The sequence below is a fragment of the Marinobacter sp. MIT932201 genome (genome assembly GCF_047123295.1).
GTDB lineage: Bacteria > Pseudomonadota > Gammaproteobacteria > Pseudomonadales > Oleiphilaceae > Marinobacter > Marinobacter salsuginis.
Genome location: NZ_CP138917.1, coordinates 4,031,805 through 4,051,118 on the forward strand (window position 1 = coordinate 4,031,805; position 19,314 = coordinate 4,051,118).

Annotated in this window: 15 protein-coding genes; 3 read left to right on the top strand and 12 right to left on the bottom strand. The window is 58.5% G+C overall.

Annotated features, from left to right (window positions below; translation table 11 throughout):
- Nucleotides 1–6: 6 nt before the first annotated feature.
- Nucleotides 7–1,695, bottom strand: coding sequence for a dihydroxy-acid dehydratase (gene ilvD, locus SIC15_RS18580; RefSeq protein WP_412536642.1), 1,689 nt, complete (start codon nt 1,693–1,695; stop codon nt 7–9).
- A 178-nt stretch (nt 1,696–1,873) separates the two neighbouring features.
- Here ilvD and SIC15_RS18585 point away from each other — a divergent pair, with 178 nt between their 5' ends.
- Nucleotides 1,874–4,291 (top strand): xylulose 5-phosphate 3-epimerase, encoded by a 2,418-nt coding sequence (locus tag SIC15_RS18585; protein WP_412536643.1) that lies wholly within the window; start codon nt 1,874–1,876, stop codon nt 4,289–4,291.
- Here SIC15_RS18585 and SIC15_RS18590 read toward each other — a convergent pair.
- The 4 genes from SIC15_RS18590 to ald all read right to left on the bottom strand — a co-directional run bounded on the left by SIC15_RS18590 (nt 4,272) and on the right by ald (nt 8,725).
- A complete protein-coding gene (locus SIC15_RS18590; RefSeq protein ID WP_412536644.1) occupies nt 4,272–6,005 on the bottom strand; it encodes an alkaline phosphatase D family protein in 1,734 nt (577 codons plus the stop codon). The two genes, SIC15_RS18585 and SIC15_RS18590, sit on opposite strands and share 20 nt — an antisense overlap.
- A 215-nt stretch (nt 6,006–6,220) precedes the next feature.
- A complete protein-coding gene (locus SIC15_RS18595; RefSeq protein ID WP_222465536.1) occupies nt 6,221–6,832 on the bottom strand; it encodes a Yip1 family protein in 612 nt (203 codons plus the stop codon).
- A 179-nt stretch (nt 6,833–7,011) separates the two neighbouring features.
- A complete protein-coding gene (locus SIC15_RS18600) occupies nt 7,012–7,584 on the bottom strand; it encodes a glutathione S-transferase family protein (protein ID WP_069182164.1) in 573 nt (190 codons plus the stop codon).
- A gap of 22 nt (nt 7,585–7,606) precedes the next feature.
- Nucleotides 7,607–8,725: an alanine dehydrogenase gene (ald, locus tag SIC15_RS18605; protein ID WP_412536645.1), complete on the bottom strand. Its 1,119-nt coding sequence runs from the start codon at nt 8,723–8,725 to the stop codon at nt 7,607–7,609.
- A 157-nt stretch (nt 8,726–8,882) separates the two neighbouring features.
- Here ald and SIC15_RS18610 point away from each other — a divergent pair, with 157 nt between their 5' ends.
- Complete coding sequence (locus tag SIC15_RS18610) at nt 8,883–9,686, top strand: dienelactone hydrolase family protein (RefSeq protein WP_412536646.1); 804 nt, start codon at nt 8,883–8,885, stop codon at nt 9,684–9,686.
- A 51-nt stretch (nt 9,687–9,737) separates the two neighbouring features.
- On the opposite strand, the gene SIC15_RS18615 is transcribed toward SIC15_RS18610, so the two are convergent.
- The 6 genes from SIC15_RS18615 to cysZ all read right to left on the bottom strand — a co-directional run bounded on the left by SIC15_RS18615 (nt 9,738) and on the right by cysZ (nt 17,657).
- Nucleotides 9,738–10,433, bottom strand: a complete 696-nt coding sequence (locus SIC15_RS18615; protein ID WP_136629868.1) for a lysophospholipid acyltransferase family protein — start codon at nt 10,431–10,433, stop codon at nt 9,738–9,740.
- 171 nt (nt 10,434–10,604) lie between these two features.
- Entirely contained in the window at nt 10,605–10,811 is a 207-nt protein-coding gene (locus tag SIC15_RS18620; RefSeq protein ID WP_008172950.1) for a cold-shock protein, read from the bottom strand.
- Nucleotides 10,812–11,050: 239 nt separating this feature from the next.
- Nucleotides 11,051–11,431, bottom strand: a complete 381-nt coding sequence (gene crcB, locus SIC15_RS18625) for a fluoride efflux transporter CrcB (protein WP_412536647.1) — start codon at nt 11,429–11,431, stop codon at nt 11,051–11,053.
- A gap of 17 nt (nt 11,432–11,448) precedes the next feature.
- Nucleotides 11,449–13,899 carry an acyl-CoA dehydrogenase gene (locus tag SIC15_RS18630; protein ID WP_412536648.1) on the bottom strand — a complete coding sequence of 817 codons (2,451 nt, stop codon included), beginning with the start codon at nt 13,897–13,899 and terminating at the stop codon, nt 11,449–11,451.
- Between the two features lie 130 nt (nt 13,900–14,029).
- A complete protein-coding gene (gene rapA, locus SIC15_RS18635) occupies nt 14,030–16,891 on the bottom strand; it encodes an RNA polymerase-associated protein RapA (RefSeq protein ID WP_412536649.1) in 2,862 nt (953 codons plus the stop codon).
- A gap of 16 nt (nt 16,892–16,907) precedes the next feature.
- A complete protein-coding gene (gene cysZ, locus SIC15_RS18640) occupies nt 16,908–17,657 on the bottom strand; it encodes a sulfate transporter CysZ (protein WP_069182806.1) in 750 nt (249 codons plus the stop codon).
- 97 nt (nt 17,658–17,754) lie between these two features.
- On the opposite strand from cysZ, the gene SIC15_RS18645 reads away from it, so the two are divergent.
- Nucleotides 17,755–18,159, top strand: a complete 405-nt coding sequence (locus tag SIC15_RS18645; RefSeq protein WP_412536650.1) for a VanZ family protein — start codon at nt 17,755–17,757, stop codon at nt 18,157–18,159.
- Nucleotides 18,160–18,596: 437 nt separating this feature from the next.
- Here the strand turns inward: SIC15_RS18645 and SIC15_RS18650 are convergent, their stop codons facing one another.
- Complete coding sequence (locus tag SIC15_RS18650; RefSeq protein WP_412536651.1) at nt 18,597–19,259, bottom strand: class I SAM-dependent methyltransferase; 663 nt, start codon at nt 19,257–19,259, stop codon at nt 18,597–18,599.
- Nucleotides 19,260–19,314 lie beyond the last annotated feature (55 nt).

The window sequence follows — 19,314 nt, forward strand, 5'->3', positions numbered from 1 at the left end:
GTTATATCACGGCAGATCGGTCACCGCCCCTTTTGAGGCCGAACTTACTGTTCGCGAATACTTCGCCAGTGTGCCTCGAGTAAATCGCGGAGGCGGCGCCTGCCAGGCCTGGCGCCGGCGTTCCAGCTCTTCACCGGAGACGCCCAGCTCAATCCGGTTGCTGACGGCATCAATGGTAACGGTGTCGCCATCCTCAACCAGTGCGATGGGACCGCCTTCAGCCGCTTCCGGCGTGATATGACCAACCACAAAGCCATGGCTGCCGCCGGAGAAACGGCCATCGGTTATCAACGCCACGTCGCTACCCAGGCCCTTGCCCATGATGGCGGAGGTTGGGCTCAGCATCTCCCGCATGCCCGGTCCACCTTTGGGGCCCTCATAACGGATAACCAACACATCGCCGGCCACCACCGTGCCGTCGAGAATCCGCTCCTGGGCCTCTTCTTCCGAATGGAATACCCGGGCACGGCCGGTAAAGTGAGTACCTTCCTTGCCGGTAATCTTCGCCACTGCCCCGGTTGGCGCCAGGTTTCCGAACAGGATACGTAAATGGCTGTCCGCCTTGATCGGATTATCAAAGGCATGAATGATGTCCTGTCCCTCCGGATAGGGCGCCACGTCGGCCAGGTTTTCCGCAATGGTCTGGCCGGTTACAGTCAGGCAGTCCCCATGCAGCAGCCCATGATCGAGCAGCATCTTCATAAGCGGCTGAATGCCGCCAATGGCCACCAGCTCCGACATCATGTAGTGGCCACTCGGGCGAAGATCCGCCAGCACCGGCACCCGCTTGCCAATCTCGACAAAATCCTCCAGTTCCAGATCCACACCGATCGTACTGGCCATGGCCAGCAGGTGCAGTACCGCATTGGTGGAACCGCCCAGGGCAATCACCACGGTGATGGCGTTTTCGAAGGCTTTGCGGGTCATGATGTCGCTGGGTTTGATGTCTTTCTCCAGCAGATTCAGCACTGCGGCACCGGCACCACGACAATCCGCCGCCTTTGTATCTGATACGGCATTCTGCGCGGAGCTTCCTGGCAGGCTCATGCCCATGGCCTCGATGGCCGATGCCATGGTGTTGGCGGTGTACATGCCACCACAGGAGCCTGGCCCCGGTATCGCGGTTTCCTCGATCTGCTTGACCTCGATCAGATCCAGGTCGCCCCGGGCATGGGCACCCACGGCCTCAAACACGGAGATGATATCGGTATGGTTCTCGCCGGGCATGATCGTGCCGCCGTAGACAAACACCGATGGCCGGTTCAGGCGCGCCAACCCCATCATGCAACCGGGCATATTCTTGTCACAGCCACCGATAGCCACCAGGCCATCGAAGCCCTCGCAACCTGCCACCGTCTCGATGGAATCGGCAATCACCTCCCGGGACACCAGGGAATACTTCATACCCTCGGTACCATTGGCAATGCCGTCCGATATCGTGATGGTATTGAAGATCAGCGACTTGCCGCCTGCCTCATCGGCGCCGGCAGCAGACTCTTCCGCCAGCTGATTGATGTGCATGTTGCAGGGCGTAAGGTTACTCCACGTAGACGCAATACCGATCTGGGGCTTTTTGAAATCCTCATCGGTAAACCCGACGGCCCGAAGCATGGCGCGGCTGGCGGATTTGCCAATGCCATCAACCACCGGAGCCGAATATTTACGGCGCTTGTCCTGGTTCTTGTCTTGCGTCATGGGAGTCTCCTTTTCAGATGCCTTGTCCGACCAGACTCTCAGAAACCATCGCATTCGGCAACGGGCGGGCGAGCAAGCCTGCCCGCAGAAAGATGCAGTTTCGACTGACCTGCATCAATGGCAGTTAACAGCGGTGGTTTTAAAATCCACTGACATACTGACGCCATGGAGGCATCTCATGCCATCGCCAATTCACTCAGCACCGGCGGATCACACCGCTACCGACTGCCCGGATTACCGGCGCTGGTGCGATGGCTATGGCGTCATCGAGCACAACGAAACCACGCGACATCAGGTCAGGTTGCTGGCAGAGCATCTGGTTGTCGCCGGCCACCAGCCGGACGCCGCCACCGTTTATCGCAGGCTTGGCGATCTGGACCGGCTGACCAGTGCCGGGCTGTGGCTGGTGGTGCATATGACCTATGCCCGCCGGGTCGATGTCTCCGGTCAACCCCTGGCACCCCAGGACTTCAAAACCAATCCGGAAGGCCACACTGGCGGTGCACTGAATATGGTACCGGCCTATGCCGGCTATCTCGCCCTGAACAACCTGACCGGACGGACGCGGAGCTGGTTGATGGGCCAGGGACATTGCGTGGCCGCGGTGGATGCCCTGAATGTCCTCACCGGAAACCTGCATCCGGAACAGGCAGAACGTTATCGCGGGCCCGACGGGCTTTCCACCCTGGTGGCCGATTTCTACAGCTACCGGCAGAAGCCGGATGGCAGCATGGCAGCCCCTCTTGGCAGCCATGTCAATCCGCACACCGCGGGTGGCATTCTCGAAGGTGGTTACCTGGGTTTTGCCGAACTCCAGTATGCCCACATGCCCTTGCCGGGAGAGTCCCTGGTGGCCTTCCTGTCGGACGGCGCTGCCGAGGAACAGCGCGGTAGTGACTGGATCCCCCGCTGGTGGCGCGCCGAGGACTGTGGCGCCGTGATGCCGGTCATGATTGCCAACGGCCGGCGCATCGAACAGCGCACCGAACTGGGTACCCGCGAAGGCCTCGAACGTTTTGAAGCACATCTTGAGCACCGGGGCTTCGTGCCCTTCCGTTTCGATGGCCGGGATCCTGCCGCGTTTGTCTGTGCCCTGTATGAGATGGAACAGGCACTGGCTACCAATGGCGAGGCCGCTCTGAGGGGCGAAAGCAGCTATCCCGTGCGGGTGCCCTATGGCATAGCGGAAACCAACAAGGGTTACGGGTTTTATGGTGCCAGCAGCAACGCTGCGCACAACCTGCCGTTGCCCGGCAACCCGCGCATGGACGCCCGGGCCAGAGAGCTGTTTAACGAACATGCAGCCAGATTGTGGGTGGCTCCTGACGAACTGCTCAGCTGTATTGCTCAGCTGAACCAGCACGCCGGGCAATCACGTGCTCCGGAACGGGACCATGCCCTCGCAGTGCGCAATCCACCGGATCCCGTGATCCCGAGACTGCCGGCCAATCCCGTCCACACCTCGCCCATGAAGGCCGTGGATGATTTTTTCCGGGCTTTGGTGGCTAACAACCCGGGGCTCAGGGCGCGAGTGGGTAATCCGGACGAACTGGCAAGCAACCGGCTTGAGGGTGTCCTTGAAGATCTGAAACACCGGGTAAACGAACCCGAGAACGATCAGGAATCGGTTCATGGCAAGATCATCACGGCCCTGAACGAAGAAGCCGTGGTATCGGCTTGTCTGGCCAACAAGGCGGGCGTGAACCTGGTGGCCAGCTATGAGGCGTTCTGCGTGAAGATGCTGGGCGCCATCCGCCAGGAGCTGATCTTTGCCCGGCACCAGAAGGAAGTGGGTCGACCGGCACGCTGGCTCGGACTGCCGGTTATTGCCACCTCACATACCTGGGAAAACGGAAAGAACGAGCAATCCCACCAGGACACCACCTTCTGCGAGAGCATGCTCGCGGAGATGAATGACGTGTCCCGGGTCCTGTTTCCGGCAGACTACAACAGCACCCTGGCGACGCTGCCCTCGGTGTTCAGTGAAAGAGGCAGGATCACGTGCATGGTCATCCCGAAACGTGAACGCCCCTGTGTGTTTGACAGACGGGAATCCGAACTGCTGGCCAGACACGGTGCCCTGGTGGTGGATGAGGATACAGGCGGTGGCGAACCGTTGCTGCTCATGGCCAATGGTGCCTATCAGTTGTCCGAGGCCATCCGGGCGTGTGAACGATTGCGTGAAACCGGCACCCCATTCCGGCTGGTCTATATCCAGGAGCCGGGCAGGTTCCGCCAGCCAAGGGACACGATGGAAGCAGAGGTATGCCTGTCGGAATTCGAGAGGGAGCGCCTGTTCCCCCATCGCATTCACCGGCGGGTAGCCCTGACTCACATGCGCCCTGAGGTGTTCCGGGGCCACCTCTACCCGTTGTTCCCTGACCCGTCCCAATCCCGGGTTCTGGGCTACATCAACCGCGGGGGCACACTGAACGAGGCCGGCATGCTGTTTGCCAACGGCTGCTCCTGGGGCCATGCCCTGGCTGCCTGCGCGGGTGTTATGGACAAGCCACCGGGGGAGTGGCTGTCCAGCGCCGAGTTGGCAGCGGTTGAGGGCCGGGGCGACCCGGCCGTTATTACACGGGGTCTGACATGAGTACGCCCTGACCCGCCAATACCCGTCGAGAAGCTGTTCGGCCCGCATCGATCTGGTACTCCCGGGACTTGATGGTGTCCACGAAGTACCAGTCCGCTTTTGCTTCTTCCGGAGTGAAGGTAACCAGCATGTATCCCCGCTGATTCACATTCAGGTAATCCAGATCATCGACCAGCAGACTGATCGCCTGTTCCGCACCCTGAATCATCTCATCCGGAATGCCCAGGTACTCCTCCAGACCGGGTGATGTCACCGAGGCCGTGGCGAATTCCACGCCAATCTGGTCCCCATTGATGTCCTTCAGATTGTTGGCCCAGGCATTGTGGGTATCTCCGGCCAGCACGACCAGATTCTTGTTCAGCGCCTTGGCGGTCCCCAGAACCACCTCCCGCTCATATTGGTAACCATCCCAGGCGTCCAGATTGTAGGGGGCAACGGTGTTGATGCGAGCCAATTCCTCTTGCGTCAGAGACGGATCCCCCTGAAGGGCGCGACCTTTGAGCTGCGCCAGTTCGGCCAGGTTTTGTGGCAAGCCTTCAAACTGCTCGGTAGCAATTGCTACCAGCAGTTCCGCGGGCAGATTCATACGGCCCATCAGTACCTGTTGCCCCAACACCTGCCACGTGGCCGTGGAATAGTTCAGGGAAGACTGCAGCCACAGCAACTGCTCCGCGCCCAGCAGGGTGCGGTTCTGACTGCCGACATCCGCAGTAAAACGAGCCGCATCCAGGCCTTCGCCTGTGAAGTAGTCCATATAGTCCAGTTGCTGGTCGCGCCCGATGATGCGGGTATCCAGCATGTGAAGATCCACCAGATTGCCGAACCGGAAGGTCCGGAAGATAGCTTCGTCGCTGCCTTCGATCACCGGCCGGATCGGCATCCACTCGAAATAGGCCTTGAGGGCATTGAGTTTGCGTTCGGTGAAATCCCCTTCTCCGTCATTATGGTTTTCGGCGCCCTCCTCCCAGGTGTCGTTGGCCACTTCATGGTCGTCCCACACCACGATAAACGGCACTCTGGCATGGAGAGACTGAAGATCCGGGTCTGACCGGTACGCAGCGTAACGCCTGCGATAATCCGCCAGTTCAATCAGCTCAAGGTTGTTGTTCTCGGGGAAGGTCCGGCCCAGGTCCTGGGCATCCTGAGCCGCATAGCTGCTGCTGTCAGAGCTGTATTCGTAGATGTAATCGCCCAGATGCACCACGGCATCCAGATCAGTCTGTTTACTGATTTCCCGGTAAACGTTGAAGTAACCGGCCGGGTAATTCGAACAGGACACCACGGCCAGACGCACCGAGTCGATACTGCCCTCCGGCAATGTCCGGGTTACGCCCACCGGTGACTGACGATCGGTCGTCTGGAAGCGATAATAGTAGGTTTGCCCGGGCACAAGACCGCGCACATCCACCTTGACGGTGAAATCATGGGCTGCAGCAGCCTCCGCTGTACCCGAATGCACCAGGTTCTCGAAATCCTCGTCCGTGGACACCTCCCAGGCCACGCCCACCGGGGCGCCGCCATTCGCAGGCGCTGCCCGGGTCCAGAGCATGACACCGTCAGCAAGCGGATCGCCACTGGCCACACCGTGAGTGAAGGTGATTGTGCGCTCATCCGAGCTGTCCAGCACACAGCCTGCCAGGCCGGTAGAGACCACCACGGCCCCCATACCCATGGCTGATGCCTTCAGAAAATCCCGTCGTGTCAATCGTTTCATTGTTATGTCTTCCCCTGCATTCATCCTTCATAGCCCGGCATCCTGCGATCCTTGCCGGTACTACTCCAACTGAAGAACCTAGTCGGGCTTCGTTAAGAACGCATTGCCAAATTGCGACAGGGGGATGGCAAATCACGACAGGCCTGCGCTAACTGCCAGAATTCATAAAAAAGGGGAGCTCGAGGCTCCCCCTTGGCATTCCGTTCAGATCGGGCCTATCCGCTGACGAATACCGGCCCTACGCCAAAGTTCCAGAGGATGACTGAGCCGACCCGTGTCGAAACCAGAATCACCAGGGCAACAGTCAACAACGCACCGGCGTACATGACGGCCCGTTCTTTCTCGATACCCATGACAATCGGCAGACCGTCGTACATGAGGTAAGCCCCGTAACAGGCCGCAACCAGGAAAACGATAGCGTTGAACCAGGGCACCGGATACAGCAGCGCAAAACCTGCCAGGAACAGGGGCGTGCAGGAGTACGCTGCCAGAGCAATGCCGTTGGAGGGCACGTGTTCCTCCTTGGCGCCGTAGGTTTTCGCCATCCAGTTAATGGCATAGCCGAGTGCGAAAACGCCGACCAGCATCGCCAGATAGGTGAGCACACTGAGCTGCATCGCACTGATCTCGGTTAACTTGATCAGCCGCTCATTGCCGACAGTCCAGCCAAAATAGGCCGTCGAAATGTAGGCGCAAACCGGTGCAATGGCCGCAAGAATCAGGACATAGGCCACGTAGACCCGGCGCGGTGTTTCATGTTCTTTTCGTATGGAAGCCCACTCTTCATCAGGATGGGTGAAGAGACCGAACGCATGTGACAGGAGCATGGACAACCCCCTTCTTCGCTGTTGTTGGTATTGTGAAATACGGGATGCGGAAACTGTCAGATCAGCAACCACTCCTTACTCTTAACTATAGTCAAGAATGGCGGATGGGAAAGGCAGAGTGCTCAAAAAATGCCCTGATAGGGGCTGAGAGGCGGCCGGCAGTGGCCGGCCGCCTGAAATCAGGCGTTGCGGGGATCAGTTTCTGCAACCCAGGGGTAATCCCTGTGGCTGTCACGGTAGGACAACAGGCTTTCCACGCCCGAGAAGTCCACCAGGTCCCTGAAGTCGAGCCAGTCCACCAGGCAGTAAAGACAGATAGCGGGGTAATTCCAGGTTTCGAACTGACCGTCCTCCACCATCGCCGCCAGCGTACGCAAGGTGGTCATGATCCTCTCACGCTGGAGGTTGTAGAACATCAGATCCGCGCCAGTGTCGATACCGGATTTTTCCGAAAGCAGCATGGTGACCGCAGAATCATTGGCGCCGTCAATCATGGTCAGCTGGTTTTCCTGGTCCCAGGTCAGCGGATCACGGCCCTGCCTGGCACTGATGTAACGGGCGATAATCCGGGAATCATAGATTTCCTGACCGCCGTCTTCGAGCACCGGAATTTTCAGTGTCGGATTGTTGCGCCGCAGTTCATCCCGACCTTCACCATAGATATTGAGATTGACGAATTCATAGGGCTCTTCATCCAGCAGGATACGAATGCGCCGAACGTAGGGTGAAGTAGTGGATCCGATCAGTTTCATGGTTTCTCCGAGGGTTTCACACTCAGGATCCCAACAGGGATTCAGGGTTTGTGTATGGGTGCCCGGTCGCCTCTGCCACTTCCCTGTAAGTCACCTTGCCAGCGGCCACGTTCAGCCCGGCCCTGAGATGCGGATCTTCCTTCATCGCCCGGTCCGGGCCCTTGTTAGCCAGGGCTGCCACAAAGGGCAAGGTGACGTTATTCAGCGCCAGTGTGGACGTGCGCGCGACGGCACCCGGCATGTTCGCCACGCAGTAATGTACCACACCGTCGACAATATACGTGGGATCGTCGTGGGTGGTTGCCCGCGAGGTTTCAGTACAGCCGCCCTGATCAATGGCGACATCCACGATAACGCTACCCTCCGGCATGCGACGGATCATGTCACGGGTAATCAGCTTGGGCGCAGAAGCGCCGGGAATGAGCACACTGCCAACGACCAGATCCGATTCCGTTACGGCCTGATCAAGAGTCTGGGCCGTGGAAAACAGTGTGGTGATGCGGTTGCCATACAGGTGGTCCAGTTGTCGGAGCACATCCATATTCCGGTCCAGCACCGTCACCTGCGCGCCGAGACCCACCGCCATGGCAACGGCATTCTGGCCAACAACACCACCGCCAATCACCGCGACCCGAGCGGGGCTGACACCGGGCACACCGCCCAGGAGGACGCCTCGCCCACCCATGGCCTTCTCAAGACAATGGGCGCCTGCCTGAATCGACATACGCCCCGCCACTTCCGACATCGGCGCCAACAGGGGCAAATGGCCCGCACGGTCGGTGACCGTTTCGTAGGCTATACAGGTGGCGCCAGACTGCACCAGGTCATCGGTCTGGGCTTTGTCCGGAGCGAGATGCAGATAGGTGAAGAGTGTGTGTTCCGGTTTCAGCAGCGCCCGTTCCTCGGCCTGTGGCTCCTTGACCTTGACGATCAGCTCGGCAGTGTCGAAAACCTCCCTCGCGGTATCAACAATACTGGCCCCCGCCTGACGATAATCGTCATCGGAAAACCCGATGGCAACGCCTGCCCCGGTTTCCACAAACACCTCATGATTGTGGCCACACAGCTCGTGAACGGCCGCCGGCGTCATGCCTACACGGTATTCGCGGTTCTTGATCTCCCTCGGCACGCCGATTTTCATACACAACCTCCAAAACAATCGGGATTCACCAGTGTCTGAATGTAGTGTAGTCAAAAGGTCCTATACTGGGTTGGCAACTGATTGCATCGGTTTACCCGTTCCGGGCGTAGATCTCCGGACAAAAAGACAATCCGACCCAAAAGGAGCAGGACTGATTATGAGAACCCTGAAAGCAACAGCGGCAGTGGCAACCCTCTCACTTACTCTGGCAAGCACGCAGGTACTGGCAGAAATGCAAACCAAGACCGTCGAATACAAGATCGGTGAGACCACCTTCACCGGCTACATGGCCTGGGATGACGAGTTCGAGGAGAAGCGTCCGGGCGTTCTGGTGGTTCACGAGTGGTGGGGCCACAATGAATTCGCCCGGGACCAGGCAGAGCGGCTTGCAGCATCTGGCTACACGGCGTTTGCCCTGGATATGTATGGCTCCGGCAAGCTGGCAGACCATCCCGATACCGCCCAGAAGTTCATGCAGGAAGCGACCAAGGATATAGACCAGGTAAAGGCGCGTTTCCTGAAGGCGATGGAAATCCTGCAGAATCATGAAAGCGTTGATGCTTCCCGCATTGCCGCACAAGGCTACTGCTTTGGCGGGGCGGTGGTCCTGAACATGGCCCGTATGGGCGTGGACCTGGACGGCGTCGTCAGCTACCACGGCGCCCTTGGAAGTCCAATCACCGCGGAAGCTGGAACCGTGACAGCCAGGGTTCAGGTATATACCGGTGGCGCCGACAAGATGGTTCCTTCAGAGCAGGTCGCCGGTCTGGTAAAAGAGATGCAGGACGCAGAAGTCGACCTCACGCTGGTCAGTTTCCCGGGAGTGCTGCACTCATTTACCAATCCCGGCGCTGACAAGGTCGCCGAGGAGTTCGGTATGCCGATTGGCTATGACGAAGAAGCCGCGAACCGCTCCTGGAACGGCACCATGCGTTTCTATGAGGAGATTTTCGCTCGGTAACACAGTGGGCTCTGAAAACCGGAACCCGGCCTGACCGCCGGGTTTTGGTTTTTAAAGGGAAGACGCAATGCTGTTGCGAACGTCCGTCATAAGGTCATCCAGCGGCAACGCCCCGGAGGCCATCGGGGGATGGATGACGATTTCAATCTCACCGCTGCTGAATGCCGCAGAGCCCTTGGGTAAACGCTGGTGAGATCCGCAGATGGTGATCGGAAGGATCGGAAGCTGGCCGTCCTGGGCAATAACAAAGCCACCTTTCTTGAAGGGCAGCAATTTGCCATCCCACGAACGGGTACCTTCCGGAAAGATCAGTATGCTGGTGCCATCCGGAAGCTGGCCAACCCCACGCTTGATGCTCTCCAATGCATCGCTGCCTTTGGAGCGGTCGATAAACAGGTTGCGGGAAGTTTCCAGGGCCAATCCGAACAGGGGTACCTTGCGCAGCTCCTTCTTGATCACCCATCGGTACTGCAGGCCGAGCGCAAGCACCAGCGCGGGCGGATCAAAGTAGGATGCATGATTGCTTAGAATCACGTAGCGCTGGCCCGGCTCAATGTTTTCCTTGCCACGCACTCTGAGCCGAATACCGCAGACTTTCAGGATGATCCAGGCATAAACCTGGGTGCCATGGAAGGCTGCATCCCCCCGCTTTCCCACCAGGGCGGCAATCACAATCGGAAAAAACAGAATCAGGGTCAGCAGTATGGCCCAGAACAGGATCCAGGCAGCTTTTAGCACTCGGAGCATGTAACGATTCCTGGAGATCTCGACTTCCGCTTAAACGAGCAGCAGGCCCGTAAAGATTACACAAAGAAGGGATAATGACAAAAGCGAGGCATGACCCAATGTCCTTTTTCAGACATTAAAAAAGGCAGCCGAAGCTGCCTTTTTGGCGGTTATTGCCGAATCCGTCAGGGATTACAGGGCAACAACGTTCTCCGCCTGAGGACCTTTCTGGCCCTGGGTAACGGTGAACTCAACCTGCTGGCCTTCTGCCAGGGTCTTGAAACCGCTGCCCTGAATAGCGCTGTAGTGAACAAAAACGTCCGGGCCGCCTTCACGAGTGATAAAGCCAAAGCCTTTTGCTTCGTTGAAGAACTTAACAGTACCGGTAGTAGTAGACATACTTAAACTTCCTGAAATCAATCATATTATCTGCCGCCTCGCACCTGCATGGTGTCAGGTCGGCGTTTTGCGGAAATACAGAACTCGCGGAATCAAAAACAGGACGGTCACTACTAACTGCGGAGGTACGTCTTATTCATGAAATGCTTTGCTGAATCTTTCCTACGCCCTTCACTGTACTCCTGAATCAGAAGCTTGCCAAGGGTATTTTCGAGAATTTATGTAGGTAGTGGTACCCATCATCCCTTCAACAGACCGAAGGTATAAATTCCCAACGCTGTCATGAGGATGGAGCCGATCACGTGCGCCAGGATGCCGGTAATCGCCATCGCCCATTTGCCTTCCTGGATTACGGCAAACATCTCGAGCGAGAAGGTGGAAAAAGTGGTCAATGCGCCACACAGGCCGGTGATTGCAAACAGTCGCCATTCCGGTGCGAGCGCGCTGCCATGGCTGAAGTAGCCAATCAGCAAGCCGATCAGCCAGCCGCCGCTGAGATTGGCAACCAGGGTTCCGTAAGGCACGGCATGGTAGGTGGTGTTAAGCCACAAACCCAGGGCCCAACGCAGGTTGGCGCCGATCACGGCGCCAACGCTGACTGCTACAAAAGACAACCACATTTCAGGACAGATCCCTGTCAGGCGGGGTTGTGATCAATCACAGACTCCTTGTTCTGGGCAAAGGCATCAAAGGCAAAGTCATCGACCGTCAGCATTTCCAGTACCACGGTTTCATACTGGCGCATGAAATCGGCCTCCTCCTTGGTGTAGACACCGGCCTCAAGTGCGGCCTCGAAACGTTCTTCCGGATGCAATGCCGTCATCGGCAGCTCGCCCTTGGCGTAGGCCTTGGTCACCTTCCGGTAAAGCTGCTCCGCCTTGTCGTAATCCTTCAGCAACCCGTTATAGCGGGCGACCGGATTATCTACGGTTCCTTCGCTGTCGGTCGTCCAAACACTGGCAATCAGCTTGTTGCGGATCGGTGTGTCAGTGGAGATCGCACGGGCCAGCTTGCGGGCCAAATCGTCATGGGGGCTGTCCCAACGGCGACCCAGAGGCATGGTCACACCTCGCAGTACCATCGCAACAGCGCGGTTCGGCAGATTTTGCAGGAACTCATCCAGTGCGTTTTCGGTGCGATGCAGCAGCAGGCTCATGCTGTATTCCATCACTTCCTTTTCACTTTCCACCGGCTGGGTCTCGTGCCAGTTCTTCAGCACCATGGAGGCAAGGTAGAGGTTAGACAGCATATCCCCCAAACGCGCGGAGATCAGTTCACGCATCTTCAGCTCGCTGCCGAGAGTGGTCATCGCCGCATCCGAACACAGACCAAAGGCGGCACTGAAACGGGCAACCGCCTGGGCGTACCTGCGGCTGGCGCTGTCAAACGGCACATCGGCCCGGCCAAGCCCCAGAGCCTGGGTAAAGGCGCGGGCCGCATTGCCGAAGATCAGGCCGGCATGGCCGAAGAAGGCATCGTCAAACGCCTTGATATCGTCGTTATCCTTGGCCGCCAGCTCTTTCAGCACGTATGGATGGCAGCGAATTGCACCCTGACCGAAGATCATCAGGCTTCGGGTCATGATGTTGGCGCCCTCAACAGTGATCGAAACGGCCGCACCGCTGTAGCCAATGCCCAGGTAGTTGCGCGGGCCAAGGGTCACCGTCTTGCCACCGTGAACATCCATCGCATCGGTCAGGACACCACGCTGGAACTCGGTGAGATGGTATTTAAGGATGGCCGATGGCACAGCCGGCTTTTCGCCCTTGTCGATCATATTGGCGGTGTGATTAACAGCCGCCTGGGCGATATAGGTCTTGGCGCCAATCCGGGCCAGCGGCTCCTGCACGCCTTCCATGTCTGCAACCGGGGTGTTGAACTGGCGACGAATACGGGTAAACCCGCCGGCGGTGCCGACCGAGTAGGCGGCTGCCCCTGCAGCGCCTGAGGGCAGCGTGATGCAACGGCCAACAGACAGGCATTCAACCAGCATGCGCCAACCCTGGCCGGCCATATCGACGCCACCGATGATGTAGTCCAGCGGAATGAAGACATCCTTACCCTTGATCGGGCCATTCAGGAACGGGCTGCCAATCGGGCAATGACGACGGCCGATTTCCATGCCCTTGGTGTCCCGGGGAATCAGCGCACAGGTAATGCCGTAGTCTTCGGTGTCACCCAGCAGCCCGTCCGGATCGAACATACGGAAGGCCAGGCCCACAACGGTGGCGATGGGTGCCAGGGTAATCCAGCGCTTCTCGAAGTTGAGTCGGATACCGACCACTTCCTTACCGTCCACCTTCTGTTTACACACGATACCGGTGTCCGGCAGCGATGTTGCATCAGAGCCCGCGCGAGGACCGGTCAGGCCGAAGCATGGAATCTCTCGGCCATCCGCCAACCGGGGCAGATAATGGTTTTTCTGTTCTTCGGTACCATACTTTACCAGCAACTCACCCGGGCCGAGCGAGTTGGGCACACCAACAGATACCATCAATGATTCATTGGCAGCCAGTTTCTGCAGCACCGCAGTCTGGGCCTTGGCGGAAAACTCCAGGCCACCGTATTCCTTCGGGATAATCATGCCGAAGAACTTCTCTTTCTTCAGGAAATCCCACAGCTCTTTCGGCAGGTCCGCCCGCTCGACGGCGACATCCCAGGCGTTACACATGGAGATTGCCTGGGTGCATTGGTTGTCCACGAAGGCCTGTTCTTCCTCGCTCAGGCCTGTGTTGCGATTAATCAACAGGTTGTGCCAGTCGGGGCGACCGGTAAACAGCTCGCCATCCCAGCCTACGGTACCGGCTTCCAGGGCCACTTTCTCGGTGTCGGAAACTTTCGGTGCGACTTTCTTGAACATCGCGAAAACGCGGGGTGTCAGCCAGCCCTGGCGGAACCCGGGCAGGCCGGCGGCAGCCGTTACGGCGGCACCAATAAACAAAACAAGGGCCAGCCAACCAGAGGCAAAAATCAGCGACAGCAGGCCGGTGATGGCCATGACGCCAATCGCGGACATTGCACCGGACTCGCGCCGCATCACTATCAGCAGGCCAGCCAGCGCCACAATAAACAGTATGAAAGTCATCATAGGTTCTCTCTGTCATCCATGGTTCGGGAATGTCGAAGACTATAAACCGTTACGTTTACGGTACCGCATCAGATGAGGGCTGACCAGCAAATGCCGCTCAGTCAGCCAGTTACAGCCGTCCCACCCCGATTTATGAGGTCACGATCACACGAATACCCTCTAGAGCCAGGCTGGCATGGCCTATGGCATCCCTAGCCGCTTCGAACTGGTTCCGGAAAAAGTCGATCTCCTCCTCGCGGATGGCAGGGTTCACTTTCTGCAACGCTTCCAGTCTCCGGATTTCCGGCTCGAAACTGGCAGCGAGCTGTTCAAGCGCCCGGGCTTTCAGGGGCTCCAGATGAGGCTCCGAGAGGCGCTCGACGTGATCAACCATGGTTTCGACCTGGGGCCGAATCTGGGGCACGATAGCCTGGGCCGTGCGCCGGCGGATGTTCGAGCACATTTCGTTCAGCCGGTTGTGGGGCAAAGCCCCCGACAGCTCCTTGCCATTCACGTCCACCAGCAGGCGCAACGGCGAAACCGGCAGGTAGCGGGTCAGTTGCAGAGCGTCTGGCGCCGGGCAGTGCACGGTAAACAGCGCTTCCATCAGCAGCGTTCCCGGAGGCAGGGCCTTGACCGACAGGCTGGCGAGCGCGGCTTTGCCCAGACCGGAGCTGGTGACCGAGTCCATCACCCCGGTGACCATCGGGTGCTCCCAGCTCATAAACGCCAGATCTTCCCGCTCTAGGGCATTCCTGCGATCCCAGGTCACGGTCATGCCATCTTCGGGCAATTCGGCGACATGGCCGGCCCGGTACTGTTCGCCCGGCCGCAGGATATCGGAGTGTTCGGCATGGTCTTCGACATCGACCCCGAGAATATCGAAGGCTTCCATCATGTAGTCCCGAACCTGCTCCTCAGATTCCTCTTCTTCAATAGCGGCAATCAGGTCCTCCGCCACGTCCGGGCGGCAGGAATTCAGTTCAATCAGGGCATCCCGACCGTTTTGCAGCAGGGTTTTCAGGCGCTCCGCCTCTTCGGCGGAGGCTTTAACCAGCTCGTTCGCAATGCTGGCATCGCCATCAATGGCCTGCTGCCATTGGGACTGGACCGCTTCCTGAACCGCAACGCCGACGGCGCAACTTTCGGCAAAAGCGTTCAGCCCTTCGTGGAACCATCGGAACTGGACCTCCTGGCTGGTCTCGCGCAGGTAGGGAAGATGAATATCGATGGTTTCGGTCTGACCAATCCGGTCCAGCCGACCGATACGCTGTTCAAGCAGATCCGGGTTGCCCGGCAGATCAAACAGCACCAGGTGGTGGGCAAACTGGAAGTTGCGGCCTTCGCTGCCGATCTCAGAACAGATCAGCGCCTGGGCTCCCTGTTCGGTGTCGGCGAAGTAGGCGGCAGCCCGGTCTCGCTCGATCAGGCTCAGGTGTTCATGAAACGCCGCACTGCGGATACCGGCGCGCAGCTGGAGATAGTGCTCCAGGGCCATGGCGGTCTCAGCGCTGGCGCAGATAACGACGACCTTTGCGGGACGCAGGCTGACCAGCTTTTTCTCGAGCCACGCCACCCGGGGATCGTCCGACAGCCATTGCTCCTCGGGCACCAGTTGCTCGGGGGTCAGGCCCTGAAGACCTGAAGCCTGCCCTTCGTACATGGCCGGGCATGGCAGAGGCTCCGGGTTGGGACGGCGCTCGGGGAATCCCTGGATGGCCGCCCGGGTGTTCCGGAACAGCACCCGCCCGGTACCGTGGCGATCCAGCAGGGCATCAATGACCGCTTGCCGTGGATGGTCTCCGGTCAGCAGGTGGTCCAGCTCCTCTCCCAGCCATTCCCGCAGCAACTTCTGGTCTTCAGCGCTGATTGCGGATTCTTCGTCCAGAAGCCGGCGGACCACCGCGTTGATCGTCTCGTACTGCTGCTCCTCTTTCCGGAAGGCTTCCAGATCATGGAAACGGGCCGGGTCCAGCAGCCGCAACCGGGCGAAATGGCTGGCGACACCCACCTGCTCCGGCGTTGCCGTCAGCAACAGCAAGCCCCGACTGATCGCCGACAACTCTTCAACAATCCGGTACTCCGGGCTGACTTCATCCGGGCTCCACGCCAAGTGATGAGCCTCGTCCACGATCATCAGATCCCACTTAGCCTTGCGGGCATCGTCGTGCGCCTTCTGGCTTTGCTTCAGGAAATCGAGACTGCAGAGCACCAGTTGCTCGCTCTCGAAGGGATTGACCGCGTCTTCGTCGCCAAAAATGTGGTTAACCAGGGCGTCGACATCGCTTTCCTGCTCTTTCAGGGCATCGTAGCGACCCTGATCCACGATCGAGAACCGCAGATTGAAGCGCCGAAGCATTTCCACCAGCCATTGATGGGTGAGGGAATCCGGCACCACGATAAGGGCGCGTTTCGCCCGCCCGGTGTGCAGCTGATAATGCAGGATAAGCCCCGCCTCGATGGTTTTGCCAAGGCCGACTTCATCGGCCAGAAGCACCCGTGGCGCATGGCGCCGGGCAACTTCATGGGCAATATAGATCTGGTGCGGCAGGTGCTGGGTACGTGCACCTATCAGCCCCTGGGCCGCAGACGCCCTCAGGCGGTTCATATGTTGAAGGGTCGCATACCTCAGACGAAAAGCGCCGTTGCGATCGAACTGGCCCGCGAAAAGCCGCTGGTGCGGCGCAGAAAAGTTCACCGAGCCCGCAAGTTTGACCTCGGAAATTTCATGCAGGTCGGTGCCATCGTCGGCGTGGTACATGAGCACGCCACCAATATCCTCGACCGCTCGAACGATGTACCGCTCGCCGTCAAAGGTCTCAATCTCCTCGCCCAGCTGATAGATGATGCGGGACAGAGGTGCGTTATCAATCGCGTAGGTGCGTTCCTCATCGGCGGCAGGAAACCCCAGGGTTACCCGACGCCCGGAGATATCCGTGACAATGCCTAACCCCAGGCCGGTATCACTGTGGCTGCCCCAACGCTGACCAATAACAAATTCCGATGTATCCAAGAAACCTCCAGACCAATTACGTTCTTGTGGCGCCGTTCTCACGCACCCAGTAAGCCGTTGCCCCGCACACCGCCGCAGGCACAACGAACAGGTTCAGTACAGGCACCATGGCAGCCAATGCCACTGGCACTCCGAAGCCGAAAGCAGACAAGCGGGTATCACCGAGCAACCGGCGCAGGGCGGGGAAACTGACCTTGTGGTTGTCTGCCGGGTAGTCCACGTATTGCAGCGCCATCATCCAGCTGTTGAAAAGAAACCAGAGAACAGCCGCAACTAGATTGACGACGGGTATCAGACCGATAATCAGCAGGCCGATAGCCCTCGGCAGGTAATACAGGATTTTCTGAACCTCACGCCATAGCGCACGGGGAATATCCTTGATGATGGCCGCCCAGCTGTCGTCGGTATTCACTTCCTGACCGGTCAGGTGCTTTTCCGTCAGCTCGGCCAGATAGCCGTAGAAAGGGGAACCAATCAGGTTGGCAACGATCACAAAGCCGTAGGCGAGCATGAGCACGATGACTGCGCCGTAAAGAATCCAGAACAGCCAGTCCAGCGCCTGTAGCCACGCCCAGTCCGGCAGCCAGGCCATGGCGGCGGCAATCAGCCCGGCAAAAAGCTCTCCCATAAAGAAGAAGAGCAATCCGAAGAGCAGAATATTAATAACCAGTGGAATAATGACGAACAGCCGCAGACCGGGCTGACGAATCAGGCGGAAACCTTCCCCCAGGTAGCCCAGTCCACGAAAAAAATTACCCTTGAGCATCGCTGGCAGGACCTCCGCTTCCATGACAATGACGGGGCGCAAAGCATATCATGTTGACAACATTCCCACAGCCCGAGAGCACTCAGGGACTTCCCCGATGGATACACTGAAACAACAAGTGACCAGCCTACTGCAGTATCGCCCACTTTGGCGGGCAGCCTTTGTGATTTCCGTGCTCGCCATCGGGTTTCTTGCAACAACCGACAACCCTTACCCCATTCCCTCCTCTTCAAGCGACAAGATAAACCACCTGGTCGCCTTCCTTGAGCTGACCATCCTGACCCGTCTGGCCTGGCCGGAACTGCGGGCAATCTGGTTTGTACCGGCGCTCCTCGGCTTTGGTCTGGGCATCGAAATCATCCAGGGAAATCTGCCCTACCGCGAATTTTCTCTGGCAGACCTCGCTGCCGACGGCGCAGGCATCGCACTGGGACTCCTCCCCTGGCCGGGCGTTCGAAAACTGGGAAAACCGGATTTGCGAAATTCGCCAGGATCTTTGTAAGAGATTTCTTACAAAGGCGTGAGATCTTGCAGTGATATCACGTGCGCAGTGGTGCGAATACGCCCTTAGCAAAAACCTAACCCGTTGATAACCATATTTTATTGGATGCGACCTCGCTGAGAACACCTGCGCCCCGTGCACAGTTCACGCGTTTGTAAGAATTCAATTGGTATAGTGTTTACATCAAGGACGACAGGGAAAAGGACGACGCACTGGATGCACCCCGGCAAGGAATGCAGGGAGAGGTAAGGACACAAGGACGCCTCGCTTAAGGGATAACTATTCGGATAGCCGGCTCGGATGCCGGCACCACGGAGTGGCTCAAGGATCTCGCAACACGGCTGTTGCCCAATGCGCACGGATGCGCCGACCTGTTCCGAGAAAGGGTAACCGGGTGGTTGCCCTTTATTTTTTCTACGCTTCCTGCTGTTCTCCCGTTATCTGCCGACGCCTTCGGCCATGTAGATGCGCACCTTATTGAACTCCTCGAATTCGTGAAGATCCGGCCAGGTCCGGGCCTCAATCGTTGTCTGTCTGTGATAGGCAGTGTCACCCAACACTTTCATTCGTGAATCCGCCAGAAGCACTCTAGGTGCCGCCTCTCGAAAAACGCCGAGCAACGGCCGGTTTTCCGGATCGTAGAGCACATCCGCCGCTGTCACGACATCCAGTTCCTCCGGGCGATCTGCCCAGTCCCGGCAGAGGCCAATCGAAACGCCGTTAAGAGCCGCATTGGCACTGGCTGCGTCCAGCGCTGCCGGATCAATATCACAGGCGATGGCTTCACGGGCGCCAGCCATCGCCGCAGCCACTGCCACTATCCCGGAACCAGAACCAAAATCGAGAACCCGCTTGCCTTCGACCCAGCCGGGGTTGTCCAGAATCCAGCTGGCAAGCACCTGACCGCTGGCCCAGCAGAACGACCAGTAGGCAGGTTCGGCAACCACCGCCTGGGCTTCTTCGTGGGACAGGGGCCCCTCAAGAACGGTCGGGTCAAAAAGATAAAGCGCGATGCGCTCACAGCCAGCGGGACGGGACACGGCAACCCGGCCACGGGCCAGCGTTTTGCGAAGATGCGCATTCAGACTGTCGGCTGCCATGGGCTATCCAACCTCAGGTTTCAAGAAGGCGACATTGTACCCATGACAGGGACGG

Excerpts from the sequence above, each read along its gene's own strand:
- ilvD (WP_412536642.1), bottom strand. The coding sequence starts at position 1,695 with ATGACGCAAGACAAGAACCAGGACAAGCGCCGTAAATATTCGGCTCCG.
- SIC15_RS18585 (WP_412536643.1), top strand. The coding sequence starts at position 1,874 with ATGCCATCGCCAATTCACTCAGCACCGGCGGATCACACCGCTACCGAC.
- SIC15_RS18590 (WP_412536644.1), bottom strand. The coding sequence starts at position 6,005 with ATGAAACGATTGACACGACGGGATTTTCTGAAGGCATCAGCCATGGGT.
- SIC15_RS18595 (WP_222465536.1), bottom strand. The coding sequence starts at position 6,832 with ATGCTCCTGTCACATGCGTTCGGTCTCTTCACCCATCCTGATGAAGAG.
- SIC15_RS18600 (WP_069182164.1), bottom strand. The coding sequence starts at position 7,584 with ATGAAACTGATCGGATCCACTACTTCACCCTACGTTCGGCGCATTCGT.
- ald (WP_412536645.1), bottom strand. The coding sequence starts at position 8,725 with ATGAAAATCGGCGTGCCGAGGGAGATCAAGAACCGCGAATACCGTGTA.
- SIC15_RS18610 (WP_412536646.1), top strand. The coding sequence starts at position 8,883 with ATGAGAACCCTGAAAGCAACAGCGGCAGTGGCAACCCTCTCACTTACT.
- SIC15_RS18615 (WP_136629868.1), bottom strand. The coding sequence starts at position 10,433 with ATGCTCCGAGTGCTAAAAGCTGCCTGGATCCTGTTCTGGGCCATACTG.
- SIC15_RS18620 (WP_008172950.1), bottom strand. The coding sequence starts at position 10,811 with ATGTCTACTACTACCGGTACTGTTAAGTTCTTCAACGAAGCAAAAGGC.
- crcB (WP_412536647.1), bottom strand. The coding sequence starts at position 11,431 with ATGTGGTTGTCTTTTGTAGCAGTCAGCGTTGGCGCCGTGATCGGCGCC.
- SIC15_RS18630 (WP_412536648.1), bottom strand. The coding sequence starts at position 13,899 with ATGATGACTTTCATACTGTTTATTGTGGCGCTGGCTGGCCTGCTGATA.
- cysZ (WP_069182806.1), bottom strand. The coding sequence starts at position 17,657 with ATGCTCAAGGGTAATTTTTTTCGTGGACTGGGCTACCTGGGGGAAGGT.
- SIC15_RS18645 (WP_412536650.1), top strand. The coding sequence starts at position 17,755 with ATGGATACACTGAAACAACAAGTGACCAGCCTACTGCAGTATCGCCCA.
- SIC15_RS18650 (WP_412536651.1), bottom strand. The coding sequence starts at position 19,259 with ATGGCAGCCGACAGTCTGAATGCGCATCTTCGCAAAACGCTGGCCCGT.